The sequence below is a fragment of the Streptomyces niphimycinicus genome (assembly GCF_018883605.1).
In the GTDB taxonomy this organism is placed as follows: Bacteria; Actinomycetota; Actinomycetes; order Streptomycetales; family Streptomycetaceae; genus Streptomyces; species Streptomyces niphimycinicus.
Map to the genome: position 1 here is coordinate 1 of NZ_JAHLEM010000255.1, position 19,181 is coordinate 19,181.

Sequence of the window (19,181 nt, forward strand, 5' to 3'; positions counted from 1 at the left end):
CCGCCGCCCCTACAGCGTGGTGCTGCTGGACGAGGTGGAGAAGGCCCACCCCGAGGTCTTCGACGTCCTGCTCCAGGTCCTGGACGACGGGCGGCTCACCGACGGCCAGGGCCGGACGGTGGACTTCCGCAACACCATCCTGGTGCTCACCTCCAACCTGGGCAGCCAGTACCTGATGGACCCGCTGCTCGGCGACGAGGAGAAGAAGCAGAGCGTGCTGGAGACCGTGCGGACCTCCTTCAAGCCGGAATTCCTCAACCGCCTGGACGACCTCGTGGTCTTCTCCGCGCTCAGCGGGCCGGAGCTGGCCCGGATCGCCGAGCTCCAGATCGCCCGGCTGGCCCGCCGCCTCGCCGACCGCAGGCTGACCCTCGACATCACCCCGGCCGCGCTGGACTGGCTGGCCGAGGAGGGCAACGACCCGGCGTACGGGGCGCGCCCGCTGCGCCGGCTGATCCAGACCGCCATCGGCGACCAATTGGCCAAGGAGATCCTCGCCGGGGAGATCCGCGACGGCGACAAGGTCCGGGTGGACCGGGTCGGCGACGGCCTGCTGGTGGGCCCCGCGCAATAGGTCCCGCCGGTCCCTGTTCGGCCGGATCGGGCAATGTACGGCCGGGGTTGCACGGCGGGGGCGGGTGTGAGGGAGGATGGCGGTATTCCATACGAAGGGAAATCCACGGTGAGCATCGACCCGTCCTCGATTCCGAATTTCGGGGGTCAGCCCGAGCCCGAACCGACGGGTCCGAGCGGCCCCGTGCTGCCCGACCAGGATCTGGTCAAGCAGCTACTGGAGCAGATGGAGCTGAAGTACGTCGTCGACGAGGAGGGGGACCTCGCCGCGCCGTGGGAGCAGTTCCGCACCTATTTCATGTTCCGCGGGGAGGAGGAGCAGCAGGTCTTCTCCGTCCGTACGTTCTACGACCGGCCGCATGGCATCGATGAGAAGCCGCGGCTGCTCGAGGCGCTCGACGACTGGAACCGCCGCACGTTGTGGCCGAAGGTCTACACCCACACCAATGACGACGGCACGGTCCGGTTGATCGGCGAGGCGCAGATGCTGATCGGCACCGGCGTCAGCCTTGAGCACTTCGTATCCAGCACGGTGAGCTGGGTGCGGGCTTCGATCGAGTTCGACCGCTGGCTGGTCGAACAGCTCGGTCTGGAGGCCGACATCGAGTCCGACGGCGAGGACAAGCCGGACGACGGCGACGGCCAGCTCTGAGCCGGGAGCCGAACCGCAAGCCCTGGGCCCGCCCGTATCGCGGTCAGGCCGGGCTGTCGGCCATGGTCAGCAGATACGCCCCATAGAGACAGGAGAGCCCGGCCAGCACGCCGCCCACCAGGACGGCGGTGCGTGGCCGGGCTCTTGCCATGGCCAGCGCCGCCGGGAACAGCAGCGGGAAGGCGGGCAGCAGAAAGCGCGGCTTGGACGCGAAGTAGTGCGAGCCGGTGAGCGCGATGAACACCAGGGCCAGGGTGTAGACGACCAGCGGCAGCGGCGGTGGGCGCAGCGCGAGGCAGACCAGCGAGACCAGCGAGGCGCCGATGACGATCAGGGACATGTAGTGCGGCGGCGAGCCGCCTCCCAGGATCAGGCCGCGGACGGAGCGGAAGACGCTCGCACCGAGATCGAGAGAGGTGCCCCAGCGGTCCTGGACGTCCAGATAGCCGCGCCAGGTGCCGCGCCGCACCCCCACCCAGCCGATGTAGCCGAGCCAGCCGAGCGGGGCGAGCGCCGCGCCCGCCCACACCCGCCAGGGCGTACGCCCACGGCGCCGCCAGACCTCGGCCGCCGCGCATGCGCACACCGCCGCCGCGACCGCGATCCCGTTGGGCCGGGTGGCCCCCGCGCACAGCGCGAGCGCCCCGGCCCACAGCCAGCGCCGGGTCAGCAGCGCGTACAGCGACCAGGCCGCCAGCGCGGTCAGCAGCGACTCCGTGTACCCCATGGACTCGACGACCGCATGCGGCAGCAGCCCCCACAGCACGACCAGCATCAAGGCCGTTCGCCGCCCGTACAGCCGCTCCCCGACCGCGTGGATGCCCCAGGCCGCCAGCCCGGCCGCGACCCAGGTGATCAGCAGCCCCGCCGTCACCGCGCTCAGGGGCACGACGCTGGTGACGGCCCTGATCAGCGCCGGGTAGAGCGGGAAGAACGCGAGATCGCTGAAGGTCAGGCCGGGGTGGGTGACGGAGGGCCGGCTGGTGCCGTAGCCATGCTGGGCGATGCCCACGTACCAGATGCTGTCCCAGTAGTGCCCGAGCTGCGTCCGCGGATGCTTCCCGGTCCGCAAGGCCGCCACCGCCACGCATCCGATCCCGGCGGCCCGCACCGTCGCGTACACCGCCAGCGCCGGCCACGCCCGCCTCAGCGACGCCCGCACCCCCCGCCGGGTGGCCGGTCGTCCGGGCGGCTCCGGGGTCCGGGTGGACGCGGCGGTATCGGCGGACACGGAAACCTCCGGTGCGGGCACCCGACGGATATGCGCCGAGCCCCCGGGCGGGGACGGACCGGGGGCCTCGGCGGACACACCGACCATCCGCCAGGCCGCGGCCGCCCGCGACCTGGAAGGCCCATCCGGGGGAGGCTCACCGGGCCCGCCCGGGCCCTGCCCGGGTGGCCGGTGAGTCGCCGCGTCAGCCGGCGCCGAGCGTCTTCAGACGGGCGACGGCGTCCGTAAGGACCTCATCGCGCTTGCAGAAGGCGAAGCGGACGAAGGGGGAGCCCTGGTCCTGGTGGTCGTAGAAGACCGCGTTCGGGACAGCCACCACGCCGCAGCGCTCGGGGAGGGAGCGGCAGAAGGCGAAACCGTCGGTCTCGCCCAGGGGCCGGATGTCGGTGGTGATGAAGTACGTGCCCGAGGGGCGGAAGACCTGGAAGCCCGCGTCGGTCAGGCCGTCGGCCAGCAGATCGCGCTTGGCGCGCAGATCCTCGCGGATGCCGTGGAAATAGGCGTCGGGCAGCCGCAGCGCCTCGGCGACCGCGTACTGGAAGGGCCCCGCCGAGACATAGGTGAGGTACTGCTTGGCCGAGCGCACCGCCGTGACCAGCTCGGGAGCACCGGTCACCCACCCGACCTTCCAGCCGGTGAACGAAAACGTCTTGCCGCTGCTGCTGATGGTGACGGTCCGCTCGCGCATCCCGGGGAAGGAGACGAGCGGGGTGTGCGCGGTGCCGAAGACAAGATGCTCGTAGACCTCGTCGGTGACCACCAGCAGATCGCGCTCGACGGCCAGCTCGGCGACCGCGGCCAGCTCATCATGGGTGAGCACGGTGCCGGTGGGGTTGTGCGGGGTGTTGAGCAGGATGAGCCGGGTGCGATCGGTGACGGCGGCGCGCAGCTCGTCCAGATCCAGCCGGAAGGTGTCCCCGTCGGGCCGGAGGGTGACCGGGACGCGCACCCCGCCCGCCATGGCGATACAGGCGGCGTACGAGTCGTAGTACGGCTCCAGCGCGACCACCTCGTCCCCCGGCTCCACCAGCGCCAGCAGCGACGCCGCGATGGCCTCGGTGGCGCCCGCGGTGATCAGCACCTCGCTGTCGGCGTCGAAGCCCAGCCCGTACCAGCGCCGCTGGTGCTCGGCGACGGCGGCACGCAACTCGGGCACCCCGGGCCCGGGCGGGTACTGATTACCCCGCCCGTCCCGCAGCGCCCGTACGGCGGCCTCGCGCACCTCCTCGGGGCCGTCGGTGTCCGGAAAGCCCTGGCCCAGATTGATCGCGCCGGTGCGCACGGCGAGGGCGGACATCTCGGCGAAGATCGTGGTCCCGAAGGCGGCCAGTCGGCGATTGAGCGGCGGTCGTCCCATGCCGCCCATACTCCGCCGAACATCCGGACTTCCTCAAGCCGCCCCTGCCCCGCGCGTGGAGTGGCCCGGGGTTTTCATCCCCGCGACGTACGGGGACTCGGCCGGGCCCTCATAGGCCGATCAGTCGTACGCGGTCATCGCAGAGCTTGGCCATGGCGTCGGTGTCGGAGGTGAGTACGGCGACGGGTGGCGGCTGGCGTAGTGCTGCCTCGGCGACGGTGGCGTCGATCGCGTATTTGTGCCCGTGCAGTCCTGCTGACTTGAGCAGTCCGGCGGCTGCCTTGGCTGCCTGTTCGGTAACGGGTTCGACTTTTACCCGTGAGAGGGCCCGGTTCAGGCGTGGGAGATTCACTCGCGAATGACTGACTTCGACGATGGTGTTGGCGCTGACGACGAGATCAGCGCCCATTTCGTGGAACACCTGGAACATCGCGAGAGCCTTCCGGTCCTGGGCGACCCAGGCGGACAGCCCCTGGGAGTCCAGGACGACGGTCTCGAGGTGTGCGCTCACGCGGCGTCCGTAGGGTCGGCCCGGTCGGCAGTGCCGAAGATCTTGGCGCGGGCTTCGGCCAGCTCTTCGTCCGTGAAGGCGCCTTGTTCTTCCTGGTGGCGCCGTAGATCGTCGCCGAGGAGCTGGTGCCGGATCTGGCGGGCCACCGCTTCGGCCACGTAGCCGGACACGTTGTCGGTGAGCTTCCTCAGCTCGGCGACCTGCTCGGTGGGCAGGGTGACGGTGATGCGTGTCGTGGCGGACATGAGCCGAACATACTCCAGTATGCGTACGGTTGATGTCCGATGCGGTGACCGGTATGGGGGCGCTGCGCTCGATGGTGGTGCCACCCGGCGCGAGGCGCACTCGCTGGTTTCCGCGCTCGTTTTCATCGGCGTGATGGGCGGGTACTCGGCCGGGTCGTAATGCATTGACTGTGATCGATTGCGCTTTTGCCGGAGTCGTGAGGCCCCGCGGGAGGCGAGATGGCCAAGCACATGACACAGCAGGCGGGGGCCTGGCCGCGGCTTCGGCTGGAGGACTGGGCCGAGGCGCGGGACACGCTGCATATGTGGACCCAGATTGTCGGGAAGATCCGGCTGGATCATGCGCCACCGGCCAACCAGTGGTGGCAGGTGACCCTGTACGTCACCCCGCGCGGGCTGAGTACGTCGACGATGCCGTATCGGACCGGGGCGTTCGATATCGAGTTCGACTTCGTCGATCAGCGGCTGGGGATTCGGGTCAGTGACGGGAGCCGGCGCGAGCTGGTGCTGGAGTCCAAACCGGTGTCCCAGTTCTACTCCGAGATCATGGGTGTGCTGGGAGAGCTGGGCATCCAGACCCGGATGTACCCCCGCCCGAACGAGGTGCCCGTGTCGATCCCATTCCCGGAGGATCACCGGCACGCGGTGTACGACCCACACGCCACCCGGCTCTTCTGGAGCCAATTGCTGAGCGCGCAACGGGTATTCGGGGAATTCCGGTCGCATTTCGTCGGCAAGGCCAGCCCCGTGCACTTCTTCTGGGGAGCGATGGACCTGGCCGTCACCCGCTTCTCCGGCCGCACCGCGCCGCCGCATCCCCCCGGCGGGGTGCCGAATCTGCCGGACCGGGTGACACAGGAGGCGTACTCCGTCGAGCTGTCCAGTTGCGGCTTCTGGCCCGGCGGCGGCGAGGAGGGCGGCTTCTACTCCTACGCCTACCCCGAGCCCGCCGGTTTCGCCGACCAGCCGGTCCAGCCCGCGACGGCCTCGTACCGGCGGGACGTCGGCGAGTTCGTGCTGCCCTACGAGGCGGTCGCCACCGCGGCCGATCCGGACCGGACGCTGAGCGAATTCCTGCACAGCACCTACGAGGCGGCCGCCGAACTGGCCGACTGGGATCGCGCGGTCCTGGAAGCCGACCCGCGTCACTGGGAGCACCGCACTAGCTGACACGCTCCCCTTCCTGCGCTTCATGAGCGTTTGTTGCCCGCCGTATGAGCAAACGATGACGGCGGGCGGAAAGCGGCATCCGGGCTGTTGTGCTGGGCGCATGAACAGTAACCACACGTCCCGTTCCCGGTATCCGTATACGTCCTCCCGGCGCCCCTCCCGTCACGTCCTGACCACGGTGGCCGCGGCCGTCGCGCTCGGTGTCGCCCTGGTCGGGTGCGGCGGTTCGGGCTCCGGCGGGCGGGCGGAGGGGAAGAGCACGACGGCGGAAGAGGTGCGGCGGACCGGTACGAAGGTGCTGTGGATGGGCGACTCCATCGCGGGCTCCGAAGGCCCTGCCCTGGGCGCGGCCCTGAAAGCGGGCGGCGTGGAGTTCAAGGACGCCTCGTCCGACGGTGGGGGCACGGTTGTCGCCGGCAACGAGAAGATCACGAAGATGATCGCTGCCGACACATGGCGGCAACTGGCCAAGAACGTCGCATCGTTCCAGCCCACCGTGATCGCCTACCAGGTCACCACGTACGACTGGGGAAGCCGGGATCAGCAGCGCGCCGCCTACGAAAAGTTCGTCAGGACGGCCGAGGACGCCGGGGCCAAGGCGGTGTTCGTACCGACCCCGCCCATCAAGATCGACGGGTTCTACGAGAAGTACGAGCCGCAGATGCGTACCGCCTCCCCGGTGGCCAAGGAGGTCGCCGACAACAGCGGCGGCGCGGCGGTGTTCCTCGATGCCACGCGGCTGTGGGGCACCGATGCCTCGGTGAAGAAGGCTCAGCGCGCTTCCGACGGGGTCCACAACTGCCAGCAGGGGGCGGCTTCCTTCGCCGCCTGGTTCGCCACGGAGCTCAGTAGGACGGAACTCGGCAAGAAGGGCTTCACGCCCGCGGCCGTGGAGACCTGGGCCAACGGCTCGTGGACCGGTAATGACCGGTTTGCCAAGCTCAAGTGCGACGGCTGAGGAAGCGGCGCAACGTGGTGAGTGAGCGTCGTGCGCATATCGCCGCCCTCGACGGGCTGCGCGGGTTCGCGGTCGCGGCCGTGCTGCTCTTCCACGCCGGGCTGCTGCCCGGCGGCTTCCTCGGGGTCGATCTGTTCTTCGTGCTGTCCGGGTTCCTGATCACCGGGCTGCTCCTCGGCGAGACGGCGGGGCGCGGCCGGATCGCCCTGGCCGCGTTCTGGGGCCGTCGCGCCCGTCGTCTGCTGCCCGCCCTGGTCTGCGCGGTGGTCGTGACCATGGTGGCGATGTGGGCCTGGGGCACCCCGGCCCAACTGCGGTTCGCACTCGACGATGTGCCGTGGGTCGGGGCCCAGGCCGTCAACTGGCACTACATCGCCGAGCAGATCGGTTACTGGAATGCCTCCGACAGCCGGGCCTTCGCCCATCTGTGGAGCATCGGCGTGGAGTGGCAGTTCTATCTGGCCTGGCCGCTGGTGGTGGCGGTGGCGGCCTGGGGCCGGTACGGCGAGCGGATCGTGGCCCTGCTCGCCGGGTCGGGCGCCCTGGTCTCCCTCGCCCTGACCGTCTGGCTCGGCGCCGCGGTGGACACCACCCGCGCCTACGAGGGCACCGACACTCGCGCCGCCGCGCTGCTGCTCGGGGCGCTGGTGGCCACCGCGCCGGTACGCGATCTCGCGCGCCGGGTGCCGCGCCGCGCGGCCGACCTGGTGTGCCTGGTCGTGGCGGGCGGGCTCGCGGTGGGGTGGGCGATGACCGAGGGCGAGAAGGCGCCACGGCTCTTCCAGGGCGGCCTCTTCCTGCACTCCCTGGCGGCTGCGGTGCTGATCGCCCTGATGGCCCAGGTACCGGGCACCCGCGCGGCCCGGATCGCGGGCAGCCGCCTGCCGCGCCGCATGGGTGAGGTCTCCTACAGCCTGTACCTGTGGCACTGGCCGGTGTATCTGCTGCTGTTGCCCCGGCTCTCCGGGCTCGGGGACTGGGGCGCCGCGGCCGTGGCGATCGGGGTGTCGCTGGTGGCCGCCGCGGTGACGAAGCGGCTGGTCGAGGACCCGGTGCGGTTCCGCTCGGGGTGGGCGTGCGGTCGGCGCGGCCCGGCGGCGGTGGCGGCACTGGCCCTCATCGGGGTCACGCTGTGGCTGGCGGTCCCGGTCCCGGTGCTGGGCGCGGGTACTGTCGACATCAGCCGGCTGAGGTGATGATCCACGCGAACGGGCGGCGGCTCGGCCGCACCGTGGGCGACTGCCCGATACCTCCTCGACGCCGGACAACCGCACGCCCATGCCGGACAGCCGCATGCGGATGCCGGACAACCGCACACGTTGATGCCGGATAGCCGCGTGCTGCTACCGGACAACCGCATGCTGAGACCGGCTTGCCGCATGCTGAGACCGGATTGCCGCACGCTCTGTGGAAGGAGCCCTGTCCATGCCCCGCGTACTGTTGATCGAGGACGATCCGGCCGTACGCCGCGGTGTCGTCCTGGGCCTGTCCCGCAATGGGCACGAGACCGAGGCGGTCGGCACCGGCGAGGACGGTCTGGAGGCGCTGGCCGCCTTCAAGCCCGACCTCGTGCTCCTCGATCTGATGCTGCCCGGCATGAGTGGCCTGGAGGTGTGCGGCCGTATCCGCGAGACCAGCCGTCTGCCGATCGTGATCCTTTCCGCGCGCGGCGACGACATGGACGTCGTGATCGGCCTGGAGGCGGGCGCCGACGACTATGTCGTCAAGCCCGCGAGCGCCGCGGTCATCGAGGCCCGTATGCGCGCGGTGCTGCGCCGCGTCGCGCCCGCCCAGGCCGACATCGGCGCGGCTGCCGGCTGCACCACCGTGGGCGATCTGGAGATCGACCGCGACGCGCTGATCGCCCGCAAGCGCGGTGCGGAACTCCCGCTCGCCCCGTCCGAGCTGAAGCTGCTGCTCTTCCTCAGCGCCGCGCCGGAGCGGACCTTCAGCCGCCGGCAGTTGCTCGAAGACATCTGGGAGCACAGCTACTACGGGGACGCCCGTCTGGTCGACGCCTGTGTGATGCGGCTGCGCGCCAAGATCGAGGAAGACCCGCGCCACCCGGTGTACGTCCAGACCGTGCGCGGCTTCGGCTACCGCTTCGGCCCGCTGCCCGCATGAGACTCGTGTTCCCGCGCGGCCTGCGTCCGCGCCTGGTCGTCGCCTTCCTCCTGGTCGCCGCGCTCAGCGCGCTCATCACCGCCGCGCTCACCTTCCGCCAGGCCCGCAGCGCCATCCTGGACCGCACCCAGAACAGCGCCGTCCGCGACCTGCGCCTTCAGATCGAGTCGCTCGCTCCCAATCTGCCGCCCGACCCCACCCCCACGGACCTGCGCACCTTCGCGCGCCAACTGGACCGCGCCTCGGGATCGCGCGGCTGGCATACGGCCGTCTCCCGCGACGGCGGCCCGCTCATCGGCACCGCGGACGAGATCGGCGGCACCCTGCGCGCCGCGACAAAGGACGGCGACACCACCTACTACGAGCGTGTGGAGCGCACCGGTGATCCCCGGCTGCTCATCGGCATGCCGGTGACCTACACCAGCCGCGGCGATGGCGCGGAGAAACCGTCGGGGCTCGTCGTCTACGCGGTTCTGTCGCTGCACGGCGAACGGGCCGATATCTCGGCGCTGATCACCGCGGCCTGGGCGGGAGCCGTCCCCACACTCGCCTTCGCCGTCGTCCCCGCCCTGTTCGCGGCCCGCCGGGTACTGCGTCCGGTACGACAACTGCGTACCGCGGCCCAGAAGATCACATCGGGGGCCCTCGACACCCGCCTGGATGTCGTAGGCAAGGACGAACTCGCCGCGCTGACCAGCACGTTCAACACGATGGCCGCCACCGTGGAACGGGACGATGCGGAACTACGGCGTATGGAGGCCAACGCCCGCCGATTCGCCGCCGACGTCTCGCACGAGCTGCGCACCCCGCTCGCCGCCATGGCCGCCGTCACCGACGCCCTCGACGAGGACGCCCGCTCCGGCACGCTCCCCCCGGACACCGCCGACGCGGTCCTGCTCATCAGCGACGAGACCCGCAAGCTGGCCGTCATGGTGGAGGACCTGATGGAGATATCCCGCTTCGACGCGGGCTCGGCGGTCCTGCAACTGGACGACGTGAGCCTGCGCACCGTCATCCACAAGACACTTCAACTGCGCGGCTGGCGGGAGCCGGACGAGGTGATCACCGAGCTTCCCGAGGGCGATCCGCGCATCCGGGTCGACGCACGCCGCATCGACGTCGTCCTCGCCAACCTGATCGGCAACGCACTGCGGCATGGCACCGCGCCCGTCACCGTCCGGGCGACCTCCACACCGGAGGCCGTCGTGATCGAGGTCGCCGACCACGGCCCCGGCATCCCGGATGACGTCCTGCCGCATGTCTTCGACCGCTTCTACAAGGCGGACGCCGCGCGGTCCCGCTCCGAAGGCAGCGGCCTCGGGCTCGCCATCGCGACGGAGAACGTACGGCTGCACGACGGCACCCTCACCGCCGCCAACCTCCCGGACCATGGCGCCGTGTTCACCGTGACCCTCCCGCACCAGCCCGCCCCGGAGGACCCGTCATGAAACGCCGACTCGCCGCCGTCGCCATGCTGTTGGCCGCCTGCTCGGCGGGGTGCGGGGTCGGTTCCGCCGGCCCGGTCCCGGCCGGTGCCCCGGCCTCCGGTCTACAGAAGGGCTCCGCGTCCCCCTACGCCCGCCTCTACTTCGTCGGCCCCTACGGCCTGCGGGCCGCGCCCCGTGAAGTGGCCTCCCCCGCGAGTCCGCAACAGGCCCTCGACCTCCTCCTCAAGGGCCCCGATACGGCCGAGCGGGCCCGTGGCCTGAGCACGGAGGTGCCCTCGAATCTCGGGCGCCTGATCGCGCGGGCCGCCGACGGTGCCGTGGACCTGTACCTCCCGGTGTCCGTGTCGAACATGACCGGCGGCGGCAGCCTCGGCCTCAGCCAGATCATCTGCACGACGGCCAACGCCCAAGTACCCGGCGGCAAGCGGCCCCCCGATGTGGACGTACGGGTCTATGAGGCGGGCTACACGACGGCATGGACCGTGCGATGCGACGCGGCGGGCAACGTCAGCCCCGTGCCGAGGAGTTGACCTGGGGCGGCGGGTGCGGCCAGGGCGGTCGTGCTCGCGGAACCTCTGGACTTCCTCAACTTCGCTTTCGACCCGGGTGAGGTCGGGCAGGGGAGACGACAGGTACGAAGCGGTACCTCGCTACGGGGGATGGGAAGGAGAGTGAGGACCATGGGTCCTGTCGTCATCTTGGTCGTGGTGGCGTTCACGTTCGCGGCACTCGCCGCGCTGGGAGCCGGTCGGTCGAAGGGGTACAGCGGGCGGCGCAAGCGGTCCTGGGGCGCGGGTTCCAGCGGGGCGGCCGGTGGTAGCTGGTGGGCCGGTGGCGGCGACGGTGGTGGTGGCCATCACGGGGGTGGCCACCACGGCGGCGGTGGCTGCGGCGGCGGAAGTGGCTGCGGTGGTGGAGGCGGCTGCGGTGGCGGCGGTGGTGGCGGCGGTGGCTGCGGTGGGGGCGCCTGATCCCCTGGATCCCCTAGCCACTGTGCGTCCGTAAGGTCGGCATGCCGTCCTTACGGTCACGTCGTCCATCTGGTCGCCACGCCGTTCCTACGGCCGTGAAGCAATGAGCCCGCGCCCGGCGCGCCAACGTGCGCCGGGCGCGGGCTTGTTGAACACTTGCCCTAGAAGGCGCCCTAGGGGGTGGAAACCCGGCGAAGATGGGTAAAAACGATGTGGCGCCCAGCATTTCATGATTCCGTATACCACCATCGACCTTACGGCCCCACGTGGGCACGAGCCGGCGTATGCGCATGCCCCTGGTCCACCGCGGGGCCGAGTCGGCCCATCTTTTTCCAATGCGTGCTTGCGGAGCCGATCCATGCTCACGACCCTCAAGACTGCCTACACCGATACCCGCGCCGCTGACCTCGCCTGGGGCCTGGGGCGGGAACCGCTTCCCGCCCTCGCCGTGCTTGATCTTCAACTCCACGGTTTCGACGTCCAGTTGAGGCTCCTGGGAGCCTCGCATCAGGTCCTCCTCGAAGGGGAGGGCAGCCGTTGCTCGGAGACCGTGGCCTGTATGTCCGGCAACAGCACCGCGCTTCCGCTGGGGGTTTCCACCCTCGTCGACGGCCGCGAATACGAATTCGCGGCGCGCGTCGAGGAGTTGTCGCAAGGAGCCTTCGCCGGGCGCGCGCAGGAGCTGCTCGCGCTGGTGGCCGACCATCCGCATGGGCTGGCGGGTACGTTTCCCGGCAGTCCGAACGCGTTCACGGCGCTGCTCGCGCAGTGGCACGAGGGGACGGTGGGGTGGCGGACCTGGCATGCCTACCCCCAGGAGGGGCGGTTGGTCACCACCCGCACCTGTGTGGGGGCCCGGGTGCCGGCCGCGCTCCGGCCGCCGGGCGCGGGCGGGCTCGAGATAGGTGGCCTGCCCGATGGGCGGTCGCCCCAAGTGCCGTGTGTCTGAAGGGGGTCCAGGGCGTTTGTTCGCGAGGCCGACGATGCCCGATGCGTGAACGGCAATGCACTCGTGTGGGGGACGAGGCGTAAGCGATATGTAACGTAGCGTTCCCTTTGTGATCGATTCGCCGATGTCCGCCGTCTCGGATGTGCCGTCGTCGCCGGAGTCCGGCCCTCCGGCGCGGCTGCCTGTGAGGGCGGCGCTCGGCCGCTTCCTCGTTCTCGGCACCGTCTTCGTCTGCGCCGCCTGCGGCCTCGTCTACGAGCTCGAACTCGTCGCGCTGGCCGCGTACTTGGCGGGTGACTCGGTCACCCAGGCATCCGTGGTGCTGTCCGTGATGGTCTTCGCCATGGGCGTCGGCTCGCTGCTGGCCAAGCGGCTGCGCTGCCGGGCCGCCGTCGGCTTCGGCGCGGTCGAGGCGGTGCTCGCGCTCGTCGGCGGCTGTTCGGCGATGGCGCTGTACGCGAGCTTCGCATGGGGCGGCCACTCGCGCTCCGCGCTCGTCGGCTTCTCGTTCGCGATCGGGGTGCTCATCGGGGCCGAGGTGCCGCTGCTGATGACCCTCATCCAGCGGGTGCGCCGACAGGACGCGGGCGGCGCGGTCGCCGATCTGTTCGCGGCGGACTATGTGGGCGCGCTGGTCGGCGGGCTCGCCTTTCCCTTTCTGCTGCTGCCCGCGTTCGGGCAGTTGACCGGCGCGCTGGTCACCGGCGCGGTCAACGCGGTCGCGGGCGGGGCGCTGGTGCTCTGGCTGTTCCGCCGCGATCTGACCGTACGGGCGCGGTGGACCCTGATCGTCGCCAACGGGCTGGTGCTCGCCGCGCTGACCGCCGGTGCCGTGCTGACCCCCTCCTTCGAGCGGGCCGCCCGGCAGGCCGTCTACGGACCGGGGGTGCGGGTCGCGCTGCGCACCGGCGAGCAGGAGATCGTGCTCGCGGGCGGCGGCGCGAGCGGGCGGCCGCTGGCCCTCTTCGTCAACGGGCGGCTGCGGGTCAGCGGGCGCGACGAGGTCCGCTACCACGAGGCGCTGATCCACCCGGCGATGGCCGCCGGGCCGCATGGCCGGGTCCTGGTGCTGGGCGGGGGCGACGGGCTCGCGGCGCGCGAGGTCCTGCGATACCCGGGGGTCCGTTCGGTGACCGTCGTGGAGCGCGACGCGGAGGTGGCGCGGCTGGCCCGGCGCGATCCGGGCCTGTCCGCGCTCAACGGCGGCGCCTACCGCGATCCGCGGGTGCGCGCGGTGACGGCCGACGCCTTCGACTGGCTGCGCCGGTCCATGGCGTACGACGTGGTGGTCTGCGATCTGCCCGCCCCCGAGCTCACCCCGAGCACCAAGTACTACTCGCAGGAGTTCTACGGCCTGGCCGAGCGGGTGCTGGCGCCCGGCGGCCGGCTGGTGGTCCACGCCGGGCCGCTGCGGCCCGACCCGCGGGCGTTCTGGACGGTGGACGCGACGATGCGCTCGGTCGGGCTGCGGACCGCGCCCTATGTGATCGGCACCCCGCGCCCGGGCCGTGGCTCCCCGCGTCCCGGCCGTGGCTCCCCGCACGACTGGGGCTTTGTGCTGGCGGCGCGCTCTCCGGTGGGGCTGCGGCTGGCCCCGCACGATCCGCGGCCGCGCTCGCTGACGGAGGAGGGGCTACGGGCGGCCCGCCGCACGGCCGAGCGGCATCGGGAGGCGGGGCTGCCTCCGTCCACCTTGATGCATCCGCGGTATGGGGAGTGAGGCGCCGTGGCCGGGCGGTGGGCGGCGCGCCCGGTGCGGAAAGTTGACGGGGAACGGGTCTCAGGTAACGAGCGATGGGTAGTGTCTTGAGCTATGGAGCATGAGGTGTTCGTTCCGTTTCCCGTCGACACCGTACGGCTGGCGCTCGCGGAGCCCGATCGCGTCGCCCGTTGCGTTCCCGGGCTCCAGCGGGACGCCGATGAGGCCGCCGGGCCGCTCTCCGGCCGGTTGCGGCTGCGCATCGGCGGGTCCACCATCACCTACCGCGGTGTGCTGCGCGTCGGTCGGCGCGCCGATGCCTTCGAGATCGAGGGCGAGGGCACCGAGGTGCGTGGCAGCGGCTCGGTGAAGCTGGCGCTGACCGTGACGCCGAAGCCCGTCGAGGGCGGTACGAAGCTGATCTGCGCCGGGACGGTGCACAGCGAGGGGCGGCTGGCCGAGTTCGACGACGAGGCGTCCACGACGGTGGCCCGCCGCATGCTGGACCGGTTCGCCTCGACGCTCACCGCCGGGCTCCAGACGTCCCCGATCACCGCGCCCACCGAGGACGAGGCCCCCGGCGGGCCCACCGCCGGGCCCACTGGCGAGGCCACCGGCGACGAGGCCGGCGACGCCGGCACGGGCGCCGCCGCGGAGGAGTCCGGGCTGCCGACCGAGGCCGAGCTTCCGCTGTCGGCCGACGACATGGACATCGACGACGTCGGCGACCTCGAGGACGTCGACGACGCGGACGCCGTCGAGGAGCCCGTCGGCTTCGGCGATCTCGCCGATCTCGACGACCTGGACGACGAGCCCCCGGCCGAGGCCGCCCACGCCCGCCGCACGATGATCGGCCGCTCCACGGAGGAGGTCGACCACGCCCCGCCGCGCGGCCGCTACGCCCCCGTCCCCGCGCCCGAGACCGTCTCCACCAGCGCCACACTGCGCTGGGCCGCGCCCGCCGCGGCGGTGGTGCTCGCCTCCGTCGTCGTCGTGGGCCGTCGCGTACTTCGCCGCCGCCGATGAGCGTGTGCGCATAGGGTCGGTAGCTGTGACCACCGAAGAGACACCGGAGACCAAGGGCGTACGGCTGACCGCCGGGGACGCCGAGCTGACCGTCTCGCCCGAGAACGGCTGCCGTATCGGTTCACTGCGCATCGGCGGTACGGAGCTGCTGCGACAGGGCCCGCGGTTCGGGGCGTTCCCGATGGTGCCGTGGTGCGGCCGGACCGGTCTTGGCCGGTTCCGCAACGGCGGGCGGATCCACCAACTGCCCATCAACTCCCCGCCGCACGCGATCCACGGGACCGGCCGGAACGTGGCATGGAGCCAGGTCAGGAGCGGGGAGTCCAGCGCGGCCTTCACCTACGACCTCGCCGACCCCTGGCCGTACGAGGGCCGGGTCACCCAGACCTTCGAGCTCTCCCCGGACAGCGCGACCGTCACCATGAGCGTGGAGACCGAGGGCGATTCCTTTCCGGCGCAGGCGGGCTGGCATCCGTGGTTCCTGCGGAACCTGGGCGACGGCGGCGCCGATGCCGAGATCGCCTTCGACGCCGCATGGCAGGAGGAGCGCGGGGAGGACCACCTCCCCACCGGCCGCCGGATCGCGCCGAAGCCCGGCCCCTGGGACGACTGCTTCGGCATGCCGCAGGGGGTGGACGTCACGCTCACCTGGCCCGGCCGGCTCGAGCTGAAGGTCACCAGTCGCACGGAGTGGGTGGTCGTCTACGACGAGCAGGCGGAGGCGGTGTGCGTCGAACCGCAGTCCGGCCCGCCCAACGGCCTCAACCTCCTGCCGCGCCTGGTCACCCCCATCGATCCGCTGGAGCTCTCCATGACCTGGAGCTGGCGCACGCCGGCCTGACGCGGTCGGTCTCACGGTATGGAGTGCCTTGAGGGGTTCCGAGGGCCACCGCCTAAGCTCATGCGCATGAGCGATGCGCGTGACGCCCTGCTACAGCAGATCAAGGACAAGGCCGTGGTCCACGGCAAGGTGACCCTCTCCTCCGGGCGTGAGGCCGACTACTACATCGACCTGCGCCGGATCACCCTGGACGCCGAGGCCGCGCCGCTGGTCGGGCAGGTCATGCTCGAGGCCACGGCAGAGCTGGAGTACGACGCCGTGGGCGGTCTGACGCTGGGCGCCGACCCGGTGGCCACGTCCATGCTGCACGCGGCGGCGGCGCGCGGACGCCGGCTCGACGCCTTCGTGGTCCGCAAGGCCCAGAAGACGCACGGGATGCAGCGGCGGATCGAGGGCCCGGACATCACGGGCCGCCGGGTGCTGGTGGTCGAGGACACCTCCACCACCGGCGGTTCGCCGCTGACCGCGGTGGAGGCGGCACGGGAGGCGGGCGCTGAGGTCGTCGCGGTCGCGACGATCGTCGAGCGCGGCGCCGCGCCGGCGATCGCGGACGCCGGACTGCCGTACCTCCCGGCGTACTCGCTCACCGACCTCGGCCTGAGCTGAATCGTGGTGGGTGGGGCGGTCGGACGTTTCACGTGAAACCACCCACCCCCGTCCGTGTGGTCTCCGCGTGCGCCGTGTGGAGCAATCGACGGAGTCTGGGATTATGGCCCCGACGATGACGTCGCCCCTAGGTCAGGGCCGAGTACGACTAACCCGCACATACAAGGAGCGGTCAGATGCCCATCGCATCCCCTGAGATCTACAACGAGATGCTCGACCGGGCGAAGGCGGGCAAGTTCGCCTACCCGGCGATCAACGTGACCTCGACGCAGACTCTGCACGCCGCCCTCCGCGGCTTCGCCGAGGCGGAGAGCGACGGCATCGTCCAGATCTCCACCGGTGGTGCCGAGTTCCTGGGTGGCCAGTACAGCAAGGACATGGTGACCGGTGCGGTCGGTCTCGCCGAGTTCGCGCATGTCGTCGCCGAGAAGTACCCGGTGAACATCGCCCTCCACACCGACCACTGCCCGAAGGACAAGCTGGACGGCTATGTCCGTCCGCTGCTCAAGATCTCCCAGGAGCGCGTCGCGAGCGGTCAGAACCCGCTGTTCCAGTCCCATATGTGGGACGGCTCCGCCGAGACGCTCGACGACAACCTCCGCATCGCGCGGGAGCTGCTCGCCGAGGCCGTCAAGGCGAAGATCATCCTCGAGGTCGAGATCACCCCGACCGGTGGCGAGGAGGACGGCGTCACGCACGAGATCAACGACAAGCTGTACACGACGGTCGATGACGCGCTGCGCACCGCCGAGGCCATCGGCCTGGGCGACAAGGGCCGCTATCTGCTGGCCGCCTCGTTCGGCAACGTCCACGGCGTCTACAAGCCGGGCAATGTCGTCCTCCGCCCGGAGCTGCTGCGTGAGCTCCAGGACGGTGTCGCCGCGAAGTACGGCAAGCAGGACCCGTTCTACTTCGTCTTCCACGGCGGCTCCGGTTCCACGGAGGAGGAGATCCGCACCGCGCTGGAGAACGGCGTGGTGAAGATGAACCTCGACACGGACACCCAGTACGCCTTCACCCGCCCGATCGCGGACCACATGTTCCGCAACTACGACGGGGTGCTGAAGGTAGACGGCGAGGTCGGCAACAAGAAGCAGTACGACCCGCGGAGCTGGGGCAAGCTGGCCGAGAAGGGGATGTCGGAGCGGGTCACGCAGGCGTGTGCGAACCTTCGGTCCACCGGGACGAAGCTGAAGTAGTTCGTTCTCCGGCTCGCCCTTACGGGCCCGGCGCTCGCCTTTCCGGCGAGCCGCCGGGCCCGTTCGCGTTCTGGGCTGGCCCCGCGGGGCCAGCCCGAGAGATGATCCGGGTATGGGCGGCGCCACGCCCGGAGCGGGCCGCGCTCCGGCCAACGGTGAGCCGGTCAGGCTTTCCGTGCCGGCCGGGCGGTGGCTGGTGTTCACCACCGTGCTGGGCTCCGCCATGGCCCTGCTCGACAGCACCGTCGTCAATGTCGCCCTGCCGCGCATCGGACTCGACCTGGGTGCCGATCTCCCCGTACTCCAGTGGACCGTCAACGCCTACATGCTCACCCTCGCGGGGCTGATCCTGCTCGGCGGGGCGCTCGGGGACCGGTTCGGGCGGCGGCGGGTGTTCGTCACCGGGGTGGTGTGGTTCTCGCTGGCCTCGCTGGTGTGCGGGCTGGCGCCGAACGCCGGGGTGCTCATCGCCGCGCGGGCACTGCAAGGCATCGGCGGGGCGCTGCTCACCCCCGGGTCGCTCGCGCTGATCCAGTCGGTGATCCACCCCGACGACCGGGCGCGGGCGATCGGGCTGTGGTCCGGCTTCGGCGGGATCGGGGCGGCGATCGGGCCGTTCCTCGGCGGCTGGCTGGTGGACGGGCCCGGCTGGCGCTGGGTGTTCTTCATCAATGTGCCGCTGGCCGCGGTGTGTGTGCCGGTGGCTTTGCGCCATGTACCGGAGACCAGCAATCCGGGGGCGCATGGGCGGTTCGACGTCCTCGGCGCCCTGCTGGGGGCGGCGACCCTCGGCCTGATCACCTACGCGCTGATCGCCGCGCCGCAGAAGGGCGCCTCGCCCGCCGTGGTGGTTCCGGCCGTCGCCGGGCTGGCGATGGGGGTGGTCTTCGTGGCCGTGGAGCGCGGACGGCGCGAACCGATGCTGCCGCTCTCCATCTTCTCCTCCCGCCAGTTCAGCGCCGTCAACGCGGTGACCCTGTGCGTCTACGCGGCCTTCGGCGGCTTCTTCTTCCTCTCGGTGCTCGACCTTCAGGTGGTCGTGGGCTACTCCGCGCTCGCCGCCGGTACCGCGCTGCTGCCGACGACCACGCTGATGCTGCTGCTGTCGGCCCGTTCGGGAGAGCTGGGCAAGCGCATCGGCCCGCGGATCCCGCTGACCGTGGGCCCGCTGCTGTGCGCGGCGGGGATGCTGCTGATGACCCGGGCCGGAGTGGGGGCGGTCTACTGGCGGGACATCCTGCCCGCGCTGCTGGTGCTGGGCATGGGCATGGTGGTGGTGGTCGCCCCGCTCACCGCGACCGTCCTGGCCTCGGTGGACGTCGCCCGCGCGGGTCTGGCCAGCGGCGTCAACAACGCGGCGGCCCGTGCGGCGGGTCTGATCGCGGTGGCGGCGCTGCCGCTGCTCGCGGGGATGGGTCCGGAGGCGTACCGGTCGGCGGACGCGTTCGGGGACACCTTCCGGCGGGCGATGCCGATCTGCGCCGGGGTGCTGGTGGTGGGGGCGGTCCTCGCCTGGCGCACGGTGCGCTCGGACGCCCTGGAGCCGGTGCGGCTGGAGCCGGCGGGGTTGGAGGCGGCCGCGGGGGCGGGAGCGGGCGCCGAAGCGGGCGCGGAGGTGGGC

General features: G+C 71.3%; 20 protein-coding genes. 16 read left to right on the forward strand and 4 right to left on the reverse strand.

Features of this window, described 5'->3' with window-relative positions:
• Together KN815_RS22700 and KN815_RS22705 are read left to right on the forward strand one after the other, a co-directional pair.
• Positions 1-574, forward strand: a 574-nt coding sequence (locus tag KN815_RS22700) for an AAA family ATPase (protein ID WP_216343775.1), incomplete at its 5' end; no start/stop codon positions are given.
• A 108-nt stretch (positions 575-682) separates the two neighbouring features.
• Positions 683-1,225 carry a type III secretion system chaperone family protein gene (locus KN815_RS22705; protein WP_216343776.1) on the forward strand — a complete coding sequence of 181 codons (543 nt, stop codon included), beginning with the start codon at positions 683-685 and terminating at the stop codon, positions 1,223-1,225.
• A gap of 43 nt (positions 1,226-1,268) precedes the next feature.
• Here the strand turns inward: KN815_RS22705 and KN815_RS22710 are convergent, their stop codons facing one another.
• From KN815_RS22710 to KN815_RS22725, 4 genes are all read right to left on the reverse strand, one after another.
• Complete coding sequence (locus KN815_RS22710) at positions 1,269-2,456, reverse strand: putative hexosyltransferase (protein ID WP_216343777.1); 1,188 nt, start codon at positions 2,454-2,456, stop codon at positions 1,269-1,271.
• 184 nt (positions 2,457-2,640) lie between these two features.
• On the reverse strand, positions 2,641-3,813 hold the full coding sequence (locus KN815_RS22715) for a pyridoxal phosphate-dependent aminotransferase (protein ID WP_372458438.1): 1,173 nt from the start codon (positions 3,811-3,813) through the stop codon (positions 2,641-2,643).
• 109 nt (positions 3,814-3,922) lie between these two features.
• On the reverse strand, positions 3,923-4,324 hold the full coding sequence (locus KN815_RS22720; protein WP_216343779.1) for a PIN domain-containing protein: 402 nt from the start codon (positions 4,322-4,324) through the stop codon (positions 3,923-3,925).
• Complete coding sequence (locus KN815_RS22725) at positions 4,321-4,569, reverse strand: type II toxin-antitoxin system CcdA family antitoxin (protein ID WP_216343780.1); 249 nt, start codon at positions 4,567-4,569, stop codon at positions 4,321-4,323. Before KN815_RS22725 ends, KN815_RS22720 begins: the two co-directional genes overlap by 4 nt.
• A gap of 219 nt (positions 4,570-4,788) precedes the next feature.
• Here KN815_RS22725 and KN815_RS22730 point away from each other — a divergent pair, with 219 nt between their 5' ends.
• From KN815_RS22730 to KN815_RS22795, 14 genes are all read left to right on the forward strand, one after another.
• Positions 4,789-5,739 (forward strand): DUF5996 family protein, encoded by a 951-nt coding sequence (locus KN815_RS22730; RefSeq protein WP_216343781.1) that lies wholly within the window; start codon positions 4,789-4,791, stop codon positions 5,737-5,739.
• A gap of 100 nt (positions 5,740-5,839) precedes the next feature.
• Positions 5,840-6,697: an SGNH/GDSL hydrolase family protein gene (locus tag KN815_RS22735; RefSeq protein ID WP_216343782.1), complete on the forward strand. Its 858-nt coding sequence runs from the start codon at positions 5,840-5,842 to the stop codon at positions 6,695-6,697.
• 17 nt (positions 6,698-6,714) lie between these two features.
• The gene (locus KN815_RS22740; protein WP_253209175.1) at positions 6,715-7,893 is read left to right on the forward strand and encodes an acyltransferase family protein; all 1,179 of its coding nucleotides are present in this window, start codon (positions 6,715-6,717) and stop codon (positions 7,891-7,893) included.
• A gap of 229 nt (positions 7,894-8,122) precedes the next feature.
• Positions 8,123-8,821 carry a response regulator transcription factor gene (locus tag KN815_RS22745; RefSeq protein WP_216343783.1) on the forward strand — a complete coding sequence of 233 codons (699 nt, stop codon included), beginning with the start codon at positions 8,123-8,125 and terminating at the stop codon, positions 8,819-8,821.
• Positions 8,818-10,269 (forward strand): ATP-binding protein, encoded by a 1,452-nt coding sequence (locus KN815_RS22750; RefSeq protein ID WP_216343784.1) that lies wholly within the window; start codon positions 8,818-8,820, stop codon positions 10,267-10,269. Before KN815_RS22745 ends, KN815_RS22750 begins: the two co-directional genes overlap by 4 nt.
• Positions 10,266-10,799 (forward strand): hypothetical protein, encoded by a 534-nt coding sequence (locus tag KN815_RS22755; protein WP_216343785.1) that lies wholly within the window; start codon positions 10,266-10,268, stop codon positions 10,797-10,799. The genes KN815_RS22750 and KN815_RS22755 overlap by 4 nt, the downstream gene beginning before the upstream one ends.
• A gap of 150 nt (positions 10,800-10,949) precedes the next feature.
• Positions 10,950-11,240, forward strand: coding sequence for a hypothetical protein (locus tag KN815_RS22760; protein WP_216343786.1), 291 nt, complete (start codon positions 10,950-10,952; stop codon positions 11,238-11,240).
• Between the two features lie 358 nt (positions 11,241-11,598).
• Complete coding sequence (locus tag KN815_RS22765) at positions 11,599-12,189, forward strand: DUF2617 family protein (protein ID WP_059146508.1); 591 nt, start codon at positions 11,599-11,601, stop codon at positions 12,187-12,189.
• 124 nt (positions 12,190-12,313) lie between these two features.
• Complete coding sequence (locus tag KN815_RS22770) at positions 12,314-13,909, forward strand: polyamine aminopropyltransferase (protein WP_216343792.1); 1,596 nt, start codon at positions 12,314-12,316, stop codon at positions 13,907-13,909.
• A 105-nt stretch (positions 13,910-14,014) separates the two neighbouring features.
• A complete protein-coding gene (locus tag KN815_RS22775) occupies positions 14,015-14,914 on the forward strand; it encodes an SRPBCC domain-containing protein (protein WP_372458439.1) in 900 nt (299 codons plus the stop codon).
• Positions 14,915-14,939: 25 nt separating this feature from the next.
• Entirely contained in the window at positions 14,940-15,755 is an 816-nt protein-coding gene (locus KN815_RS22780) for an aldose epimerase family protein (RefSeq protein WP_216343788.1), read from the forward strand.
• Between the two features lie 60 nt (positions 15,756-15,815).
• Positions 15,816-16,361: an orotate phosphoribosyltransferase gene (gene pyrE / locus KN815_RS22785; protein ID WP_216343789.1), complete on the forward strand. Its 546-nt coding sequence runs from the start codon at positions 15,816-15,818 to the stop codon at positions 16,359-16,361.
• 176 nt (positions 16,362-16,537) lie between these two features.
• A complete protein-coding gene (fbaA, locus tag KN815_RS22790; protein ID WP_216343790.1) occupies positions 16,538-17,560 on the forward strand; it encodes a class II fructose-bisphosphate aldolase in 1,023 nt (340 codons plus the stop codon).
• 112 nt (positions 17,561-17,672) lie between these two features.
• Positions 17,673-19,181, forward strand: a 1,509-nt coding sequence (locus tag KN815_RS22795) for a DHA2 family efflux MFS transporter permease subunit (protein ID WP_253209176.1), incomplete at its 3' end; no start/stop codon positions are given.